Genomic DNA, 20,098 nt, shown 5'->3' on the forward strand with positions numbered 1-20,098 from the left:
GTATGCTTTGCCTGGTCTCCAACGGAGTGGCTCGATGGGGGGACAATGAAGACACACCGAAAGCAGGCACCATCCGATGCGGTTGAGGAACAACTTGAGCGCTATCGTTCCATGCGCGACTTCTCCATCACATCCGAGCCAAGCGGCAGGCAAAAAGGTGCCGCTCCCAAGCAGGGTCAGTTCCCCTTCGTTGTTCAGAAACACTCCGCGACGCGGCTTCACTACGACTTTCGACTTGGCTGGAACGGGGTTCTAAAAAGCTGGGCTGTCGCTAAAGGCCCGAGTTATGTCCCCAGCGAGAGACGTCTTGCAGTCGAGGTCGAAGATCATCCCATGGCGTACGGCGGCTTCGAGGGCATTATTCCAAAGGGCCAATATGGCGGAGGCACCGTCATGATCTGGGATCAGGGAACCTGGGAACCACAGGCCGGCCACACCGACGTGGCTGAAGGATTGCGTAAGGGATCGCTCAAGTTCGTCATGCACGGCAAAAAAATGCGCGGCAAATGGGCACTCGTTCGCATGGAAGGAAAGGCTGGCGGCGAACGAAAGCCAAACTGGCTTCTGATCAAGGAACATGATGAGTTCGAGAAGACTGCGGATGACGAGCCCATCACTGAAGAGATGCCGAACAGCGTCGTCACCGGGCGTAGCTTAGAACAGATTGCCGAACATGAAGACCATGTCTGGGACTCCAGCAAGACTGCGGATGGCAACGCCTGGTACAGGCAGGAGCCGACAAATAGCAATGGAGCGAAGAAGAAGAGAGCCGCAAGCCCGCTTCCCTCGCTCGCGAAAATTCCTGATGAGAAATTGCCCGGATTCATGGAGCCTCAACTCGCGTCTTCGACGGCCACACCTCCCAGGGGACCTGGCTGGCTGCATGAGCTAAAGCTCGACGGCTACCGCATCCAGGCTCGAAAAGAAGGTAAGAAAGTTCAGCTCCTGACCCGCAACGGTCTCGACTGGACGCACCGCATGAAGACCATTGCCGAACAAATTGCGGCTCTTCCAGTAGAACTGGCCATCCTTGATGGAGAGGTAGTCGTGCTCTCCGAGGACGGCACGACGAGCTTTGCGAACCTGCAAGCTTCCTTTCAGGAAGGCGTCAAGCACCCACTTACCTACTTTGTATTCGACCTGCTTCATCTCAACGGACACAATCTTCGCCCGCGGCCGCTGAAGGAGAGAAAAGAACTACTCTTGAGCATCGTTCAGGATGCGGGCGAGTTCATCCGCTTCAGCGAACACCTGGAGGCTGATGGAATGGAGTTATTCCATCATGCTTGTGAGCTTCATGCCGAAGGCATCGTATCGAAATCAGCGTCGTCTGCCTATGTCTCTGGACGATCCTCAAGCTGGCTGAAGTCGAAGTGTATCCACGAACAGGAGTTCGTGATCGGCGGCTACACACTCCTCTCGAATGGAGGTCTTGGCGTGGGTGCATTGCTGCTCGGCTACTATCGGGATGGCGCACTGATCTATGCAGGCCGGACAGGCACAGGCTTTACGCAAAAGACCCATCAGGCACTGCGATCGCAGCTCGATGAGCGCAAACAGGAGAAGAGTCCCTTTCATGGTCAGCTACCTGCCGACGCGCGGCGCGGTGCGATCTGGGTGAAGCCCGAATTGGTAGCCCAGGTAACCTTCGCTACCTGGACCGCCGATAACCTGGTTAGGCAAGCCGCGTTCCAAGGCATTCGGGAAGATAAACCCGCAATTGAGGTACGGAAGGAAGATAGTGCGGTTTCCAAACCCCGAGCTACAAAACCCACGAAGAGCAAAACGCCAGCATCATTCCCTGCTCCAGTAGAGACGGCTCTATCGAAGAAAAACGTTCCCCCGGTATCGCCCATTACATTTACCAATCCAGATAAGATTCTCGACGCGGAAACAAATCTGACCAAAAGTAAGTTGGCGGAGTACTACTGGGAGATCGCTCCCTTCATCCTGCCTCACATCGCGAACCGGCCGTTGTCCTTAGTGCGTTGCCCCGATGGGACCGGCCATAACTGCTTCTTTCAGAAGCATGGGAACAAGACAGTGTCAGCAGCAGTCGATACCGTCTCCGTTCCCGATAAGAAGACCGGGAAACCAGAAGCCTACATTACTCTGTCAACGCGAGAGGCCGTTGCAGAGCTTGCGCAGATGGGCGTTCTCGAAGTGCACCCCTGGGGATCGTGCAATGAAGATCTTGAGCACCCCGATCGCATCATCTTCGATTTAGATCCTGACATCGCCATCTCCTGGCAGACTCTCGCGTCTACCGCTCTAGAGATCAGGAAGCAGCTAAAGACTTTGGGCCTTGTCAGCTTCCTGAAAACAACGGGAGGCAAGGGCCTGCATGTTGTAGTTCCCATACAGCCGACACGCGAGTGGATGGATGTCAAAGAGTTCTCGCACCAGTTTGTACTGGCGATGGAACAACAGAATCCAGATCTTTATCTAACAAAGATGAGTAAGGCAGCCCGCAAGAACAAGATTTATCTGGATTATCTTCGTAACGAACGAGGGGCGACAGCAGTCGCACCTTTTTCGCCCCGAGCGCGATCCGGTATGAACGTATCTTTGCCCTTAGACTGGTCCGAACTGAAACAGGATGAATATCCGGTCTGTCGTGTTGCCGACTTCGGAAAGTGGAGGAAACGGCTTAAATCGGATCCATGGAAGGATTTCTTCCAGGCACAGCAGGAACTCTCTTTTACCGTAGCGCGACAATAGCGATGCGATAAGAAGGTATCCAGTATGGCTTGCATCGAACCTTGATAGCCCTCAGCGTAGCAACGAAGATATCGAGGATCTAGATAGCAAGGAAGGAATTGCAATGTCTCAGAGCCACGTTCAGGAACACATTGATCTCATCGCCAAACACGAACAGGATTTCCTGTCACGGAGAACCCGCGCCGAAAAACTGAGTGATGAAGTCGCCGGATTCGCCGGGAGCCTGGCATTCGTTGGCCTCCACTTGGTGATCTTTGCGGCATGGATCACTCTGAACAGCCTCAAGATTACCCAACTACATCACTTCGATCCGCCGCCCTACTCTCTTCTCAGCACCATCGTGGCGCTGGAGGCGCTTCTTCTGGCAAGCTTCATCCTCATTCGGCAATCGCGCATAGGACGGCGCGGGGACGAAAGAGATCATCTGATGTTACAGATTCTTCTTCTGAGCGAGAGGGAGATCACCGCGGTCCTCGAAATGAGCAGGCAGTTGGCGAAACAGGCGGGTCTCGGAAGGGTGGCCGACCAACCCGAGATCAAAGAGCTCAGTGAGCAGACGTCCATCGAAGACATGGCAAAAAACATCCAGGAAAATATCCAGGCTGCGGAATAACCATGCGTCCTGCACATGCAGAGTGGCGGGACCTGAGTATTATGCGGTAGCCTGCTCTGCATGGCTCTGAAGACTCTTGCTCTGGCTGTTCTGATTCTCACCTCTCCATTCGCAACAGCTCAAAACGAGCGCAACCCCGCTTCGCCTCTCATCGCCTTTGACCCCTACTTCAGCGTCTGGTCGATGGCAGACAATCTTACCGACCAGAATACGAAGCACTGGACCGGTGCCGAGATGCCGATGCATGGTTTCGCCCGGATTGATGGCATATCATATCGCTGGATGGGCCGCAATCCCAGCATGACTCCAGCTATGAAGCAGACAGGGCTACATGTCACGCCGACGCGGACGGAGTACACGTTTGAGTCGGCGGGAGTCCGGCTGCAGGCGACGTTTCTCTCCCCCGGAATCCCTACGGATCTTGACCTGCTCTCGCAGCCAGTGACCTATCTCACCTGGAGAGCCACCGCAACCGACGGGAAACCACACACCATTGAACTTTATCTGGGGATTGATGCACGCATCGCCGTGGATACCTCCGATCAGCAGGTAACGTGGCGCCGCGGCAGGGCCGGTAATCTGGAAATCCTGAGCGTTGGTTCCCTGGAGCAGAGAGCACTCGTCCGGGCCGGAGACAATCTTCGCGCCGACTGGGGCTACTTCCATCTTGTCGTACCGGCTGACTCACAGGCGATGACTTCCACCGCTGCCAACTCACAGGCCGAATTTCTCAAGACCGGCGGAATCCCGCACGACGACGATCTCGATCAGCCTCGGCAGGCCAATCGTGCCCCGCTGCTGGCCGTGGCAGAGACGCTGCAGGTGAGCGCATCGCAAACCGTCGAGCGGCATGTCGGTCTCGCGTTCACGCAGCCTTTTGCAATCGAATATCTGAACCGCCGTCTTAAGCCCTACTGGGCTCGCAACGGAAAACCGGTGCAAGCCATGCTCATCGAAGCGATGCAAGGGTATGCCTCGGCTGTATCAAAGTCCGAGGCATACGATAAACAGCTAACCGCGAAGCTCATAAAAGATGGTGGACCGGTCTATGCACGGCTCGCGACGCTTGCCTTCCGGCAGACACTGGCTGCCAATGGCCTGGCTGCCGATATGGATGGATCTCCGCTGCAGTTTCCTAAAGAGAACTTTTCTAATGGCTGCATCGCGACCGTCGATGTGCTTTATCCTTCCTCGCCGTTCTTTCTCTACTTCAACCCGGCCCTGCTGGAGGCGCAGCTAAAGCCTGTGATGGAGTACGCCTCTCTCCCAAGGTGGAGGTTCCCTTTTGCGCCGCACGACTTAGGAACTTATCCACTGGCTAACGGCCAGGTTTACGGCGGCGGAGAGATGACTGAAGAGGACCAGATGCCTGTGGAAGAAAGCGGCAACATGCTGCTGATGATCGCAGCAATGGGCAGGGCTCAGGGCGACTGGCACTTCGCGAAGCAGTACTGGCCGCTGCTGGTCAAGTGGGCAGCCTATTTGAAAGATAAAGGTCTTGATCCGGAAAACCAGCTCTCCACCGATGATTTTGCCGGCCACCTCGCACACAATGCGAACCTCTCCATCAAAGCGATTGATGCGCTCGGAGCCTTTGCCGAAATAGCAAAGGGAGTTGGCGATGACAAGCTGGCCAGAGAATACACAGCTCTGTCTCAGGACATGGCTAAGAAGTGGATTGACCTGGCAAAGGAAGGCGACCACTACAAACTGGCATTCGATTCTGCAAACACCTGGAGCCAAAAGTACAACCTGGTGTGGGACGACCTGCTCGAACTGAGGCTCTTTCCTGCATCCGTGAAGAACGCCGAGTTGGCGTACTACAAGACAAAGCTCAACCAGTACGGCCTTCCGCTCGACAGTCGAAGAGATTACACGAAGCTCGACTGGGAGCTGTGGACGGCAACGTTGGCCGACGAGGATGCTACCTTCCGCATGCTGGTCGTCCCGCTGGGAAGGTGGCTGGATGAAACCCCAACCCGTGTCCCACTTACCGATTGGTACGACACAAAGACCGGCAAACAGGAGGGCTTTCAAGCACGATCCGTCGTAGGAGGCATCTTCATCCGATCGCTGCGGCAGTCAGGGCTTGGCCCCAAGTAGTGAGCTAGCCTCTCTTCGACAAGGCTAGAGCGTCATGAAAGCTGACGAATAAGATGAGCGAGCGGAAGCCGAACCCCCATCAATCAGAGTTGCTGACCTGCGCCACCCGCCCCGCAGACGCGAACAAGCAGGACTAGCGGTGCAACCAGCCCGTAACGAACGGTGCGACGAGCAGCGCTGTGCTTCCATAGATAGAGGGCAACTGGAGTGGAGTTGCGGTAGTAGAACCGCACCAATGCGCGTCCCGCACGCGAGCGCGCCAACACCCCGTCACGGAATGAGCGAAGCGTATCCAGTTGCGGAACGCTGGACGTACCGTAGCAGGCCGTCGCGATGAAGCAAGCCCCGCTTTGACAGTTCAGCACATCGTCCGCTTTGCCGAACTCCTTCTCGATAGCAGCCGTTGTAGGCGCTTCAAAAGAAAAGTGAAGAATCTGCGTCCAGAAGACCTTGCTGGCGGTCATAAAGCTCTTTTCATCAGAGTGCACCAGAGGCTCGAGGGACGCCCCCTGAACCGTCTGATCTACGCTGACACCGACCACCTCCGAGCCTGCATAATCTAGATCGAGCGGGGCTTCGGGATCACCATGCGTAAAGAAGATCCGGTTGTCCCTATACGTCACTTTGAGCGAAACATGGACGTACGATTTCTTACCTTCCTTCTCTTTCTCACGCAGCCTCTGCAGCCAGCAGGATTTGAGGATGAGCCCCACCCGCTCCGATCCCTGCTTCTGAAAATCTTGCTGGATCTTCGCCATAAACTCTTTACGGCGCTCATCCTTGTACCCCTCCACCGTGTCACGTAATTTTTGCAGTTTGGGCTCTACCGTGATCTCCCAAAGAACCCACCCCGCGATCAAGGCGATGCCTACTGCGATGCCTCCTGCCTTGCCCAGGGCGCGAGTTCCCAGCGCCGCATCGGCAGCAGCAGCCTCTTCACCGGCAGCCGCTCCCAAGCCTCCCTCCAGACCCTCTGAATCCGCGAGAGCCTTCGTACCCAGTCCTCCCTCGGCCTCTCCCAGTGCCTTAGTCCCAACGCCTCCTTCCGCCTCGCCTAACGCCTTGGTGCTCTCAGGCTCAGCCTTCGGTTTCGTCTCCGGCGGCGGATTCACCTTATTCTCCGGCCCCTTGCCGAGATCCAGCGTCGGCGTCGGATGCGTCGCGGCGTGGCTGACGAAGTTCACTCCGCGAAAGCTGCCCATCTGAAAGGTCGCCTGCGTGCATCCGGAGCACGCGGGGATGGGTTCAAACACAGTCTGCCCATTCACCTGCCGAACGCGCTCCGTAAGAAAATGGACTGTTCCTCTCGCGTTCTCGGGAAGCCTCCCCGCAAGGTCTTCAAAGATCTTCCGCTCCGCATCGTTGATGTGCGAGAACGGAAATTCGCGACGGCTGCCCGCACCTGCGATGCTCCGAGTAGCCGAGGTTGCCGCCCCTGGTCCACCCGCGGGAGAGTGCGCATGGTACACCGGCGCTCCCTGCCCCAAAGCGTCCGTGGCCGCTCCGCTGATGGCGCGCATCTCGCGCGGTCCGGTATACCCCTCCACGTCGATGATGGCGGAAGCAATCACCCGCGTCTCGCCCGGAACTGGACCGCCAGTGCGGATGATCTCCTCCAGGCGGGTCACGTTGGCGGAAAAATCCGCATCCGCATGAATCGGTGGCGGAGTCGGCTGCCGCTGCACGCTCTTCGCCTCGCCCCTGCGCTGCTGCACCGTGTGCGCAAGCTCGTGCGCCAGCAGACGGCGGCCTGCCCAGGTCTCCGGGGCATACCGTCCGCGAGCAAACACAATGTGATCGCCCGCCGTGTACGCATTGGCTCCAATCCCCTCCGCCGACTGGTGCGCGCGCGCGTCATTGTGAATGCGAATCCGGCTGAAGTCGAATCCGAAGCGCCCTTCGAGGAAGGGCCGCGCAGAACCATCCAGCGGATTACCCGACGTCGCCAGCACATGATGCACGAGCGGAGGAGCGAACTCCGGATACGCCTGGCCATCGGCCTCGCGTTGCACCTTGCCTTCGCTCTTCCGCCGCGCCTTCCGGCACGTTTCACACTCCTCGCCGCGGGCTGGCGAACCGCAGGCGCAGCGTCGAATCATCGGCGCACCGCCGCCCCCCGGAGACGACGGAAAGCTCGGCGGAGCCGATGCCATTACAGCATCTGCAACTCGTTCGGCCTCCATCTCCAGCGCATCCTGCACCGGCCCCACACGCAACTGTGCCGGTGTGGTCCTGGCTGCGGGCTTGCGCTCCGCTGAGGCAAACTCCATGATGTACGCTCCTCCTGCGGCAACCCTTCGTTCAGACCCCGACGCGCTCTTCGTCCTCTACAGGCGCGGAGTCCTTCGCGGCGCTCTCTTCCAATACCTCCATGCTGCTCACGGCCCTCTCGTAGAGTTCCGGATAGCAGCGTGCAACACGGCGTTCCAGCCGCTCCATCAGATCGGGATCGACCTTCGATCCCGCCATTAGATGAGTGAAGCCAAGACGCGCAGCGCCGCCGTTCACAGCCTGCCCATACGACTCGAACAGATACGTGATGGGCACGCCCTCATACGCCGCGCAGGCCGCCAGCAGGTACTGTTCAAACAGTGGATTGAGCACACGTTTGTCGTCCCAATCGTCAAAGGCCCTGCGGTTCTCCGGCGCACGCAGCACCGACAGCACCGTATCCGCATAACGACGAAGGAGATCCGTTCGGTTGCCGCCGACTATGCCGCAACACGCCGCCGTCTGCACCGGAGAAAAGGTGCGATACCACGTCCACTCCTCTGGAATCCGGCGGTTGCCATGGACCCGGATCATCAGCGCGGCGCGGTCCGCGTCATACCAGGGCAGAGCCGCGACGGTGTCTTCCGGATTCTGCGCCACCACTGCAGCCGTCCTGGCCCACTCCGGCAGCGGCTGAAACAGGTATACGTCGGAGTCGATGTGTACATAGGGCTGATACTGCTCCGCATAGCACTGCAACTTGCCCATCATCCACCAGTCGGTGTCGTCTTCGGCCAGCACATTCAACGATGTCGAGACCTCATCGAAGCGCAGGCCAAGCTGGCCGATCAGCATCTCGGCACCGGCGTCGTCCGTCCACAAAGCCAGAGAGCTGAAGTGCGGGCGGGCGCTCTCCACCGACAGAATCCAGGAAAGACGGTGATGCAGCTCCGTCTTCCAGGTAAAGTTGCGCCCGGACAGATGAGGACGGCTCCAGAATGACCAGACTGCTCGCAAGGGACCTCCTGTTAGATCAGCTCACCGCCTACCACTCCGCCGCCATAGCCGTAGTACGCCGCATAGGGCGAAGGTGGAGGCGCGTTACCGCGGAAGCGCCAGGCAAAGATGCCGTCGCGCTGCCCCGCAACCGGCCACTCGCTGGCTGGAATCACATTGCCGGGGATGACCCCGCCTGTGGCCGGATCCAGTAGCTGCACCGCAAACTGCGAGAAGTTTCCCTTGCGCTCCAGATCGGTCGGCACATAGGCGTACACGCTCTTCCCTGTCGCCATCAACACCGGCTGCTCGTAGATCTTGCCGCTCACATCCGCAGCGGGCAACTGCATCATCTGATTGAAGACAGAAGATGCCATAAAGCCCACCGCAACGTAATCGCCGGAGGCATCCGGACCGAAGACCTGATAGCGGCTCATCACCGGACCTGCGAAAACCGTCGGATCCATATACGGCTTCACCCAGGCCGACAGCGTGAAGACGATCTCCTCGTTCAAGCCAAACCCTGTGTCGTTCTGCACCCCCTGCAGAATGGCCGCAGTACGAATTCTCAGTTGCAACTGCGCCCGTCCCTGCGCCAGCGTGACCGCTCCGAACTGAGCGAGGCGCGTGAGGAAGTACCTGCTTGTAGATGCAAACGGAGACCACGTGGTGCCGCTCTGCTTCACGACGCTATAGTTGCCCAGCGCCTTCACTGCGATTGCCGCGGGCACCTGTTGCCCAAACTGGACTGACTCGGCAAAGAGCTCATCGCTTGCCGGAAGATCCAGGCTCACCGCAAACGTACTCACATTCAGCCTGGAAGCGTCGATGATGTTCCTGAAGGCCACATGCAACCCCGTGAACAGGTCGACCGGCTCCAACACCGATCCCGAAACGACCTGTTTATACTGCGGGTCCAGCGTATTCACCGAAGAAACAACGGCTGCCGGCACCGTGGAGATGGGTGCAAAGACTCTGCGGCAATCGCTCAACACGGACCAGTTCGTTCCATCGAAGTTCACCACCGCGAGCGACGCAACGTGGTGGCGAATCCCCTGCGGCACCTGAGCCACCGGCGCGTTATTTGTGTCCACCGGCCAGATCACCGTGGGCTGGCTTGCCGTGGTTGCCGTGCGCGCGGGCATCAGCCAGAAATCTCCAGTCTGGTAGGAGCCGCCTTTGCCGAAGTACACCTGCACACCGTTTTCCAGGTCTATCCAGGTCTCTTCGACAATGGGGATCGCGCCACTCACCAGGTTCGTCGACGAAGCGGAGCTTTGGTCCCACCGCCGCACCTTCGGGTTCGACGGAAACTTCGCGAATGTGAGGTCCGAACCGGGTGCTGCGGTCGAGGTATCGATGGTGAGGGTCGGCACCTGTCCCACCAGCTCCGCGCTGCTCAACTGCACCAGCGTCCCATTCTTCTGGGCGATCTCGTGCGAGTCATCCGTAAGCTCCACCCACTGCCCCGCCGCAAAGCCGAGCGTGTTGTCTCGCCCCAGCGAGGTGACAGACAAGCTGCCATCGCCTCCCTCCCATCCCACCACGATGGAGGCATTGTCGCGCGACCACTTGAAACTTGCCTGCCCCGTCTGTCCCGGCGTATGAATCTCCACGCGATAGAGCTGGTTCTCGAGGCTGCGATAGCCCGCCGTCGCGGAGATCTGGCAGGGATTGCTCGTCGGATCGGCCGCAGCCGCGCGCGCGCTCAACCAGCTTGCGCTCGGGTTGAGAATGCCTTCGCTATACAGGTTCGACGGGCACCCCTGAGGTCCATCGTACAGGCCCAGCTTCACCTGCCAGACCACCCGCGTCCGCGTCGTGGTGTCAGGGCCGCCCAGCGCGACCTCTCGGATCGACGGGTCTTCCAGCGCGGTAATGTCGCGCTCCCACACGTCGAGATAGACCGCGTACTGGCCAGTCTGCAACACAGCAGGAAGGCTAGGCAGAAACGGCTGAACAGACAGCCCCGCGCTGCTCGTCACTGGAGTATCGAAGAGGCTCGGCGCTGGAGTCCCATCATCATCATCGGCAGCAGTGGAAGTAGAAACAGACACGACTGGAGCCAGCGTCAGCTTCGCCTTCAAAGCCAGGTCCACCCGCTCACTGAAGGTGCGGCCCAGCAGCCCTGGGTTGAGGGGAACAAGACTCATCCCCGGATTGGGCGGTTCAGTCGGAGATCCGGAGCCAGTCGAGGGCGGCGCAGGAGGAAATACCGTGCATGGCGTCGTGTTCTCACACAGGATGCCTTCCACATACATCCGTCCGTGATTGACGATCAGCGCCGTTCCGTCCGTCGAAATAGCGAAGCCCGGAACCACACTCGGAACCGCCGATCCCAGCAGATCCGTCGCCAGCATCCGCTCACGGTATGCCTGTATATCGAGCTGCTCATTCCAGTCCGCGTCCAGCATGACGCGGCCCTGCTGCATCCGTACGCCGGTGTTCGCCTTGGCTGCTTGAAAGGAGAAACGAGAGATATCGCCTGCCATATAAACCTTCCTTAGGACATGTAAAAGATGCCAGCCCCAAACGCGGGGAGAAGATACTCCGGAAGCACGGAGCGAAGATTCGCATCGCGCTGCGGCTGCTCAAGAAACCCGAACGATCCCATCTCCGATCCATCGTCGGCACCTGCCCGGATCTCCGGCGCGCAGGTCGCACTCAACTGCCCATAGGCTGGATCACCGAACTGCGTGCTGGTGAACGAGGGCGTCAGCCTCCGCTGCACGGCCGCAATCGCGGCTGTACCCGAAACGGCCGCGGCTGCCAGATCCGGCTGGCAGCGGAAGCGTCGCGGCACCGAGACCGATTGCGGAGGCAGCGAGCAGTACCGCAGGCATCCACTCTGCACCCGCTCCACGTTCACCACGCCGGTAAAGATCACATTCGATGCGGACAGCGTGCGCAACCCGATCGCATCCACCAGGCCGATCGTTCCCAGTATCGTGCATCCGCTCAGCGTCGCATCCGCCTCCGGCGCGTGGATCGCCTCTGCGCCTGCCGCATCCACAATTGAGTCCGTTATGGCAATCGTCGGCGCGCCGCCGGTCCCATCCGCAAAGACCACCGGACCCACGATGCTGCGGTTCACCACCACGCTCAACGCCGTGTTCTGCAACCCCGGCAGGCCGCTGGCATCGGCCAGCACCTGCAGCACAGAATCCAGCGGAGACACCGTGGTGTGATCGATCTGCAACTTCCCCAGGTTGCCGCTCATCACGCGCAGAGAACCTTCCAGCAGAATGCCGTTCAGCAGCAGCGTTCCCGGGTTTGCGCTGGTCGAAGGCGCGGTGCCCGCTACCTGTAGATCGCCCAGTATGTGCGGGCGGCAGTTACCGGCCGTGATCGCGAAGGACACGGTCGGACTCAGGCTCTCCAGCGTCGGCCACGTCGCGCCCACGAGCAATAGGCTCTCGCCATCCGCAACCTCAATCGTGGCCGTCGGAGCCGTGTACGTTCGGCTGTCCGGCAGAACGATCACGCCAAAGCGGCCGGGCCTTGGCGCATCCGTACTGCTTCCGGGCGAGCTGCTTCCTGACGGTGGCAGTGCATTCCATGCGGCAACCGCCGACGCAAGATCCGGATAGACATAGTCTGCTCTGGCCAACCTGCCCGTCACGTCCACCAGCGCCTGCCAGTACACATCGGTATCGTCCGTCGGGTCGATGCCGGTCATCACGCCGCGCAGCGAGGCCGTGCGATCATACGGCCCTCCGCCCATCTCCCCGCTGAAGCCGTAGCTGAAGTCCACCGTGACCGACCCCGCAGGCGCACTTGCCGGGAATGCCAGACGCCCCAGCACGGGATCGACGCACGCCTGAATCGGCATCACGGTGCTGGTGCCGTCGAACGACCGTGTGTACGTCCGGGAGGCGGGCAGCGTCCTCCAGTTCCCTGCCGCATCCACATCGCTGAGGTCGCAGATGGAGATCTTCTCCGGCGCGATGGGGAGGCCATTCATCAGCACTTGCAGGACAGGCGCAGCGCCGAAGTAGATAGACGCATACGTCGCCGTACCTGCCACACCCGGCAGCGATCCGTTATCGACCATCGACTGCCGCAGCGCCTCCAGGTCTGCTGCCAGCGCACGCAGCAGCAACGGCCCAGGAATATCCTGCGGACCCGCGGGTTGCGTGAACTGCGGCAACGGACTCCCGTTGCCGAACAACGGCGCATCGATGCCCAATGGATGAAAGCGATATCTACCGTCTGCCCCCGCAGTCACAGCGCGCGGCGTCACACTGTTCAGCGCGAACGATTCGATGCGCCACAAGAAGATCGCAATGTTGGTCAGGTTCGCCCGTCCGTACAACTGCGTGCCACTGCCCGGATCTCCACTCGTCGCCATGCTGCGGATGGACGGGCTCTCGATTCCGCGCAGGTCTGCCGTACGCGCCGCGCGGTCCCACGCCCCACCCAGCGCCGCCAACGCATCCCCATCGCGCATATCCATCGTCACCACGTTGCCGGGCCGCAGATGCTGCATATATTGCGTGGTGGCCAGCAACTGATACCCTTCCACCGCTACAGCAGGCCAGTTGGTGATATCCCGCGCCAACTGCTCCAGCACCACCGTCGTTCCCTTGCGCCTGCGGTACGACAGCGTCGAGGCCACGTAGCCGCGCAGCGTCACGCCCGCCAGGTCCGAGCTTTCCAGCACCGTGGACTTCAACAGATCGCCGAGGTACGGCACCACCCACTCCGCGCAGGTCTCAATGAACCAGTTCTCGTACATCTGCGCGATGTCCGCGTCGATGGCATCGTGCGCGTCCTGCAGAATCGCCATCAGGTTCTCGAGAGCGCCGCCGGACAGGCCATCGCGAATCCGGTACACCGACGGCAGCATCTGGAACAGGTTGGTCGTTGGCGTCGAGCTGGTCATGATGTCTTCTCCGTAAGCGTGAGACCCACCGGATTCAGCAGCAGCAGCTCCGCCGGTGTAATGGCCGCGAATACAGCAGAAACCGTGGTGGGATTCGATCCGGCAGGAATGCCCGCGGCCGCGGCCACCAGCACCGGCATCACCAGCGGGTCCGTCGGTGCATACGTGCCCGAGTTCCGTCGCAGCAGAGATAGCTCCACCGCCACCACGCCCTCCACCGCCTGCAGGATTGCAATCGCCTCGGCCGCCAGCACCGGCTGCGCGAAGTCGCGATTGGCGAAGCTGAAGGCCGTGCTCACCGCCGCCCCCGCACTCGCCAGCACATCCGCCGCAATGTAAGCCGGATCAAGAATGAGCTGCGCCGACAGGTTGAAGAGCGCCGGGGTATACGTGCGGATATGCACAAAGGGGCCGGGATCGCGCATCGCATCAATCGCAGCGGCCAGCGACACAAACAGGTCCGAAGTAGCGTCGACGGCAGCGCCGCCGCCACCTGAGAGCGTGATGTGAATCACCTGGAACTCCGCACTCGACAGCGGAAGCAAAACTGCCTGGGCCTTGCCGATCCCCGCAAAGGTCGCGGCAAAGTTCTCATAGTCCTCCACGGAGACGATGCGATCCAGCGTCAGCACGGTGCGCGGCGCATTCGTCCGCGCGTCGGCCAGCACCTGCGGGTCTGCGCCTCCGCTTGCGGGCACCGCGTTATTGACGGAGCGCAGCCCCGGCGGCCGCGACTGCAACACGCTCAACGTTCCAGCCGCTACGTTGCCCGCAACGCCGATGCCCGTGCGGTACTGCGCGGAGATATTGTTCTGCCCCGTGGGCAGGCGCGCCCCGCAGATGCCATCGCCAAACGTCACCGTCACCGTACCCGTGTCGTCCTCACGCAGGATGTAGTTACGGTCGTTAGGCCCCAGATCGTACAGCGTCGGAGCCTCCTTCCACTCAATGCCGTTTACCCGAATCGTCAGCGTGCTGATACTACCTGTAGCCGTTGCCGCAGGCACATAGGTCAGCGCCGTCCGCGAGAGCACAAAGCTCTGGTTCGCCTGCGTCGCATCGCCACCGCCCAGAATCTCGGTCACAGGAATACTCGCGCCGTTGGTGGCAAGCACCGTGTTGATATTCAGCGTCAGCGTGTTGCGGATGTAGCTGAACTGAAGCCCCGGCGATGCAATCTGCAACTCCGTGAATCCACCGTGATGCGCGATCCCCGTCAACAGAACGATCTCGCTGCCGGTCACACCCGCCGCGTCGGTCGCGGGATGCTGCCCCGTCAGCGCCACAGCCTGCCCCACGCTCAACCCCGGCAGAAATCCATTCAGTTGCACTGAAAGGCTTCCAGCCGCGACGATGTCGGTGATCGGCGGCTGCCCCAGCGGCTGCTGCTGACTATCGAAGTGCAGCTTAGAGGTACGCGTGTAGAAGCTCAATCCACCACCCAGCGAGACCAGTCCAGACCACGCGCTCGATGTCCCCTGCGTAGCGTATTGAATCTGGAAGACCGTGCCGTCCTTGGCGGACGCCACCACCCATATCTGTCCGTTCGCCGATACGGCCGAAGGCGAGCCCACTAGTTGGCCATCTCCGCCCAGGCTCACCGGACCATGCCAACTCCCGGCAGTCCACCAAGTGGTGTACAGGTTGCCATCCGTACCGATCGAAAGCACCTCCAACGCCGAGGGACCGTTCTCCACTAAGCATGGATCACCCACAAAGGTCACGCCGTTCGAGGGCTGCGACACAGTCGCTGGCGCGCCCAGATCCTCCAGCCCATTCCAGGCGTTATTGATGTACCAGGCGTGATGCAGGTGACCGTCCAGCCCATGCGCGAACACGTCGATGGGCTTCTGCCCGGCAGGATGACCCGGCGTGAACAGGCTGGCCGTAGGCGTTCCGCGCAGGCTGACGTTCTGGTAGCCGAGCACGCTCAGCGGTCCCCACCACGTCGGCAGCGGCGCTCCCGCAACCGGGTGGGGATATCCGGCGTGCATCAAAATACCGGAGGCGTTGATGAAGAAGACCTCCAGCGAGGATGGTCCATCCTTCACCAACACCGGCGCGCCTCCGCTCCCGATGCTGTACTTCGAGGAGAGAACCTCCGGCCCGGACCACGGCTGGTCGGTGTTGTACCAGAAGTGCACCAGCTCGTTATCCACGCTGGCTACGAACACATCGATCACATTGCTGAACGGCGTCCCCAGGACCGCCGTCGCCACCGTGGGCTTGCCGCGGTAGCCCGTGCCGATGGTGAACGGACCGTACCAGACGCCGCTCGACTCACTCAGCAGGTTGGTGTGTATAAGGTTGCCCGAGCCGTCCACCGCGAACACCTCCAGCGCACTGGGGTAGTTCGCAATAGCGGTCGCCGATGCGGGAAAGCTGCCGGAGAGCCGAAGCGTCGGCTTGGACGATGCAGCCGTCGCACTCTGCATCTGGTACACGCTGCCGCCCGCCGTCCCGAAGACCGCCACGTTGCCGCTGTTCAGCAGGGCTGCAACCGGATTGCTGAACTGCTGCACGCCCGATGCCGCGATCAACTGAAAGGTCACGCCGGTGGACTTGCCCGAGAGGCTATAGTCGGCGAGCGAGCGGTCGTTGGCCGACGTGATCTCTACGCCAGCCAGATCTCCGGAGTTATCTTCCAGCACCCCCAGCGACCCAGGCGTGACGGTCATGCTCCTCTCCAGGTATGCCAGTCCGTTGCCATACAGCGAGCCCTGCGAGGTCTGCGTAATCAGAGGTCCCGCGCCTCCATGCAGATCGTCCCAGCTTGAAGGGTACGGGTCGCTGCGCTGATAGTCCGGCTTCGGCAGTGACTTCCACAGCGGAGCATTGTTCCCGAAGAACGAAGCCTCCGACCCGAAGCTGTAGATCCCCATCGCCCCCGCAACACCCGTCTCCGGAGCGCTGTTCACCATCGTCGCCAACTGCGTCGGGTCCCATCCGCTGATGCCGATCAGCGCCTGCAGGTCGGACTCTGTGATGGAGGCCAGCAGGATGTACTTGTCCACGTTGGCCTGGGTCAACGGCAGAGGAGTTCCCGGCACCGCGTTCGTGGGGAAACTCTTCAGGGCGAATCCCGGATCGGCGGCAGGAGCGCTGTCGAAGTCGATGCGGGTGCGCCCGGCCACTACATCCGCCGTCAGTTGAAAGACATGCTGGAAGCCTGCCACCACCTGCCCGCTTCCGTTCACTCCCACCAGCATCAGCAGATCACCCAGGCTCAAGCCCGTACTCACGCCATCGACGTACACGTGATCCACGCCCACGGCGTTCACCTGCGTTCCGGCGGGCAACATCGGCGTCGACTCATTCAACAAATAGCAACTGGTGCCGTCCAACTGCACCACAGGCGTGCCCGGCGCAAAGTTCACACGCAGGTCGATCATCACCAGCGTGCCCGTCGCGGTCAACGCATAATCCGCGAACCGCGTCATCCGCGGCAGCACCAGGTTCCATGCCGTGCGCGCGGCCAGCGGCGACGACGTCTCAAACGTCTGCGGCAACTGGTTCTGCGGCGGCACGCTCTGCACCTGTGTCCCCGCATCGAGCTGCACCGTGCCCAGATTGTAAGTGGCTCCACCCTGCGTCGGCGCGCTCGGCGTTCGCGGCGTCTGCGGAATCGACACAGGAGGAGGCGTGCCGATCACGTCCTCGATCAGGAAGGAAAGATATGTGCTCGCGGCCACTCCCGGGTCCAGCTCATAGCCAATCTCACGCGCCAGCTCCAGCACCGAGCGCCGCTCCGTCGCCGTGCGTAGAAACCCCTCGTTCGCAATCCGCTCCTGATAGAAGCTCAGAACGTCCAGCACCACAGCCCATGCATCCAGCAGAGCAATCGCCGGATCGTCCGTGGACCGAGTGGAGAGGCGCGCGATCGGCCACCCTCCGCTCTCCGGTGGCGAAGCCAGCAGGCTTGGCGAGGCGATCTGCGCACTCATGCGCGCGAAGAAGTCTGTATAAGTTCCGATCCGATAGGACAGTGCAGGCAGGCCGGGACGGTTCGTCACCGCCGCGACCGGCCCTAGCCCCGTGCAGCAGCCGCAGGTGCAGCCTCCGTTCGCGCAGCTCATAGGCCCCCCATCATGGTGAAGACGATGCGGCCGTCTTCGGGTGAACTGGGATCGTTACTTAGCTGCGCAATCTCCAGATCCGAAAAACGGATCTCGCCCGCCTGCAGCTCGCCCGCCGCGGCCTGTCCCCAGCGCTGAAAGCGATTGCGCGGGTCTGCCGGATCGGTGTTGATCCACTGCACGCCCGGCACCTGCATCGCCCGGGCGATCAGGGTACTGAGATACACCGTCTGTCCAAAGGTGAAGTTCGCCGGGTAGAAGAACCCTGTCTGTCCATTCGCCATCCGCTTGCTGCTGAAGCTCTGATACAGCGCCGCCTCCACGCTGCTGCTGAGATATCCGCTCTTGACGCACACGCTGAAGGCGATATCGAGCGGCACAAAGACCGGCGGCAACACCTCGATGTCGTAGCCCATCAGGCGGAAGGGTTCGAGATAGGCAGCCACATCCTTCTCAAAGGTCGCATCCACCGCCACCGCACTCGCGCGTTCCACGGTGACGAACATCGTGTACCAGCTTCCGGTCCAACGCCGTGTGGCCATGGCCTTCTGCACATCCGCACGCTGCCCTGCGATGTCCGCATAGTCCTGCGGCGTCACGGCCCGCTGCTGCACGCGGAAGGCCTGCGGCGCATACAGCCGCACCTGGTCCGTCGGCTCGGGATCGACGCCGCCCGCGGCCGCTAGAGGATTGCGCACGCTGGCAACAGCGGTTGCAGTCACGTTAGAGATGGAGCCTGCGCCCACGTTGCCCTCGCTCCCGTTACCAATGCGATAGGTCGCCGTCATGTCGCTCTCCGGCAGCTCGCCCAGTGTGCCGTCTCCGAAGCGCAACGTGGCAGACCCGTCATCCTCCGTCTCCACTACGAAGCTCTGCTCGAACGGCGTCGCGTTCAACAGGTTGTCCACGGGCTGCCAGACACTCTCACTGCCCTGCAGCGTGATGGCCGGGAGTGCTACGCGCGGGTCCATCGTCTGCAGTGTCGAGACTGCACTCGACCTCGCCGCCGCATCGTCATAGGGCACCTGAAAGGTAAGCCCCGTGTTCGCCAGCACCGGCCGGTACACGCCGGTCGACGGAACCACCGCGGGCTGCAGCGCCTCGTCCTCCACCGTCACGCCATGATCCGCGAGCACCATGTTGCCGCGAGCCACGCTCAGGTCAGTCAGCATCGCGTCGCCAAGTGCCTCCACCGACGCAGAGAGGCACAGTGAAAAGGTCAGCGCATCCGCAGCGGCCCACGTCACCTCCAGCAGGCGCGTTCCCGTCAGCGGGTCCATGCTCGGCGTGACCGTGGTGAGCCGGACTACGCAACGGTGCGAGGCATCCACATCTGCTGCTGCGCCAGTGACCGGACTGATGATCTCCTCCAGCAACAACGCATCGCCCGCCGCCAGCACCACCGCCTCTGAGCCGTCGTCCCGCAGCGTCGCAGACGTCGAGCCCACGGGCAGGCAGCAGCCCGTATCGCTCCACGTGTAGATCAGAATCTGGTTATTTGCCGAGTACGCCTTCAGGTCATGCAGCGCCTGGAAGGGCAACGCCGCGCCCGTGCTCACCGCGGTCAGCGCATCGGTTCGGCTCACCTGCCCCAGAGGCAGGCTCGACTGCGTCACGAACAGCGTCACGGGCAGCGCCGCATGTCCCGGCCCATAGATGTAGGCGATGCCCATGGACGGCATTACCTCCACGAAGACCCACACGCGCGCGTTGCAGCCATCGTGCATTGCGTAGCCCAGCAGCACCGCGTGCCGACGGACGGACACACGGCGTCGCGCCGTTCCAAGGTAAGCCTCCGTGGCCACCGCATCCTGAAAGTACGACAGCCGATCCGCCGCATACGCCAGCGTCTCCACCAGCGCCACGCCCAGGTCCGCAGGGCTCCGCTCAGTCCAGTTCGGAATCGTCGTCGCCATACGATCCAGCATTAGCTGCCGGAATGAGGCGTAGTCCTTCGCCAGGTAGTCGATCGGCAAGTCAGTTGGCGTTGCAGGAGCGCACTCCGTGTCCGTCGCACAATCAAAGTCCGAAGGGCACTCTACCTTGAAGGAAAAATCGACCGAAGCCAGCCTGGGATCGAATCCATCGGGCGCGGCCGTCTGTCCGGCGCTGCGCACCAGCGAGAGTGTGTAGGTCGAAAAATCGCCGGTTCCATTGCTCCGCAGGACCAGGATGCGGTCCGCCCCATCCAGCGCCGCAAACGCTGCTGCCTGCGCTGCGGTCACTACATCCGTCGGCATTGCGTCTGCGCGGAAAGCCCATAGGATCGAGGTATCGGTGGTCCGCACACCGCCGCTGAGCACAAAGTTCGCTGCGGACAACCCTGTGACCGGATGCAGAAAATACAACAGCAGCGTGGTCTGCCGAGGCAGTCCAAACGTCACCGCAGCCGAGTCCATCACCTCAAGGAAATCGATCCCGTTGAGGGTTCCGGCCTCCAGCACCTTGCCGCGGCGCAGTGCGTTCCCGCAGGTGTACACATTCGCAGCCATG

Annotated in this window: 9 protein-coding genes; 3 read left to right on the top strand and 6 right to left on the bottom strand. The window is 61.2% G+C overall.

What is annotated here, in order from left to right:
* The first annotated feature begins 45 nt into the window (after positions 1–45).
* From ligD to FTO74_RS12650, 3 genes are all read left to right on the top strand, one after another.
* Positions 46–2,721 carry a DNA ligase D gene (gene ligD / locus FTO74_RS12640; protein WP_162538473.1) on the top strand — a complete coding sequence of 892 codons (2,676 nt, stop codon included), beginning with the start codon at positions 46–48 and terminating at the stop codon, positions 2,719–2,721.
* Positions 2,722–2,824: 103 nt separating this feature from the next.
* Positions 2,825–3,334 carry a DUF1003 domain-containing protein gene (locus FTO74_RS12645; protein ID WP_162538474.1) on the top strand — a complete coding sequence of 170 codons (510 nt, stop codon included), beginning with the start codon at positions 2,825–2,827 and terminating at the stop codon, positions 3,332–3,334.
* Between the two features lie 60 nt (positions 3,335–3,394).
* Positions 3,395–5,437, top strand: coding sequence for a glutaminase family protein (locus FTO74_RS12650; RefSeq protein WP_162538475.1), 2,043 nt, complete (start codon positions 3,395–3,397; stop codon positions 5,435–5,437).
* 83 nt (positions 5,438–5,520) lie between these two features.
* Here the strand turns inward: FTO74_RS12650 and FTO74_RS12655 are convergent, their stop codons facing one another.
* Genes FTO74_RS12655 through FTO74_RS12680 form a run of 6 tightly spaced genes read right to left on the bottom strand, consistent with a single transcriptional unit; the run spans position 5,521 to position 20,097 of the window.
* On the bottom strand, positions 5,521–7,707 hold the full coding sequence (locus FTO74_RS12655; RefSeq protein WP_162538476.1) for a DUF4157 domain-containing protein: 2,187 nt from the start codon (positions 7,705–7,707) through the stop codon (positions 5,521–5,523).
* A 31-nt stretch (positions 7,708–7,738) separates the two neighbouring features.
* Entirely contained in the window at positions 7,739–8,665 is a 927-nt protein-coding gene (locus FTO74_RS12660; RefSeq protein ID WP_162538477.1) for a DUF6734 family protein, read from the bottom strand.
* Positions 8,666–8,676: 11 nt separating this feature from the next.
* Positions 8,677–11,136, bottom strand: coding sequence for a DUF6519 domain-containing protein (locus tag FTO74_RS12665; RefSeq protein ID WP_162538478.1), 2,460 nt, complete (start codon positions 11,134–11,136; stop codon positions 8,677–8,679).
* 11 nt (positions 11,137–11,147) lie between these two features.
* Positions 11,148–13,529 (bottom strand): hypothetical protein, encoded by a 2,382-nt coding sequence (locus FTO74_RS12670; RefSeq protein ID WP_162538479.1) that lies wholly within the window; start codon positions 13,527–13,529, stop codon positions 11,148–11,150.
* Entirely contained in the window at positions 13,526–17,605 is a 4,080-nt protein-coding gene (locus FTO74_RS12675; protein WP_162538480.1) for a putative baseplate assembly protein, read from the bottom strand. Before FTO74_RS12675 ends, FTO74_RS12670 begins: the two co-directional genes overlap by 4 nt.
* Entirely contained in the window at positions 17,602–20,097 is a 2,496-nt protein-coding gene (locus FTO74_RS12680; RefSeq protein WP_162538481.1) for a putative baseplate assembly protein, read from the bottom strand. Before FTO74_RS12680 ends, FTO74_RS12675 begins: the two co-directional genes overlap by 4 nt.
* Between the last annotated feature and the right edge of the window lies 1 nt (position 20,098).

It is taken from the genome of Granulicella sp. WH15 (assembly GCF_009914315.1).
GTDB lineage: Bacteria > Acidobacteriota > Terriglobia > Terriglobales > Acidobacteriaceae > Edaphobacter.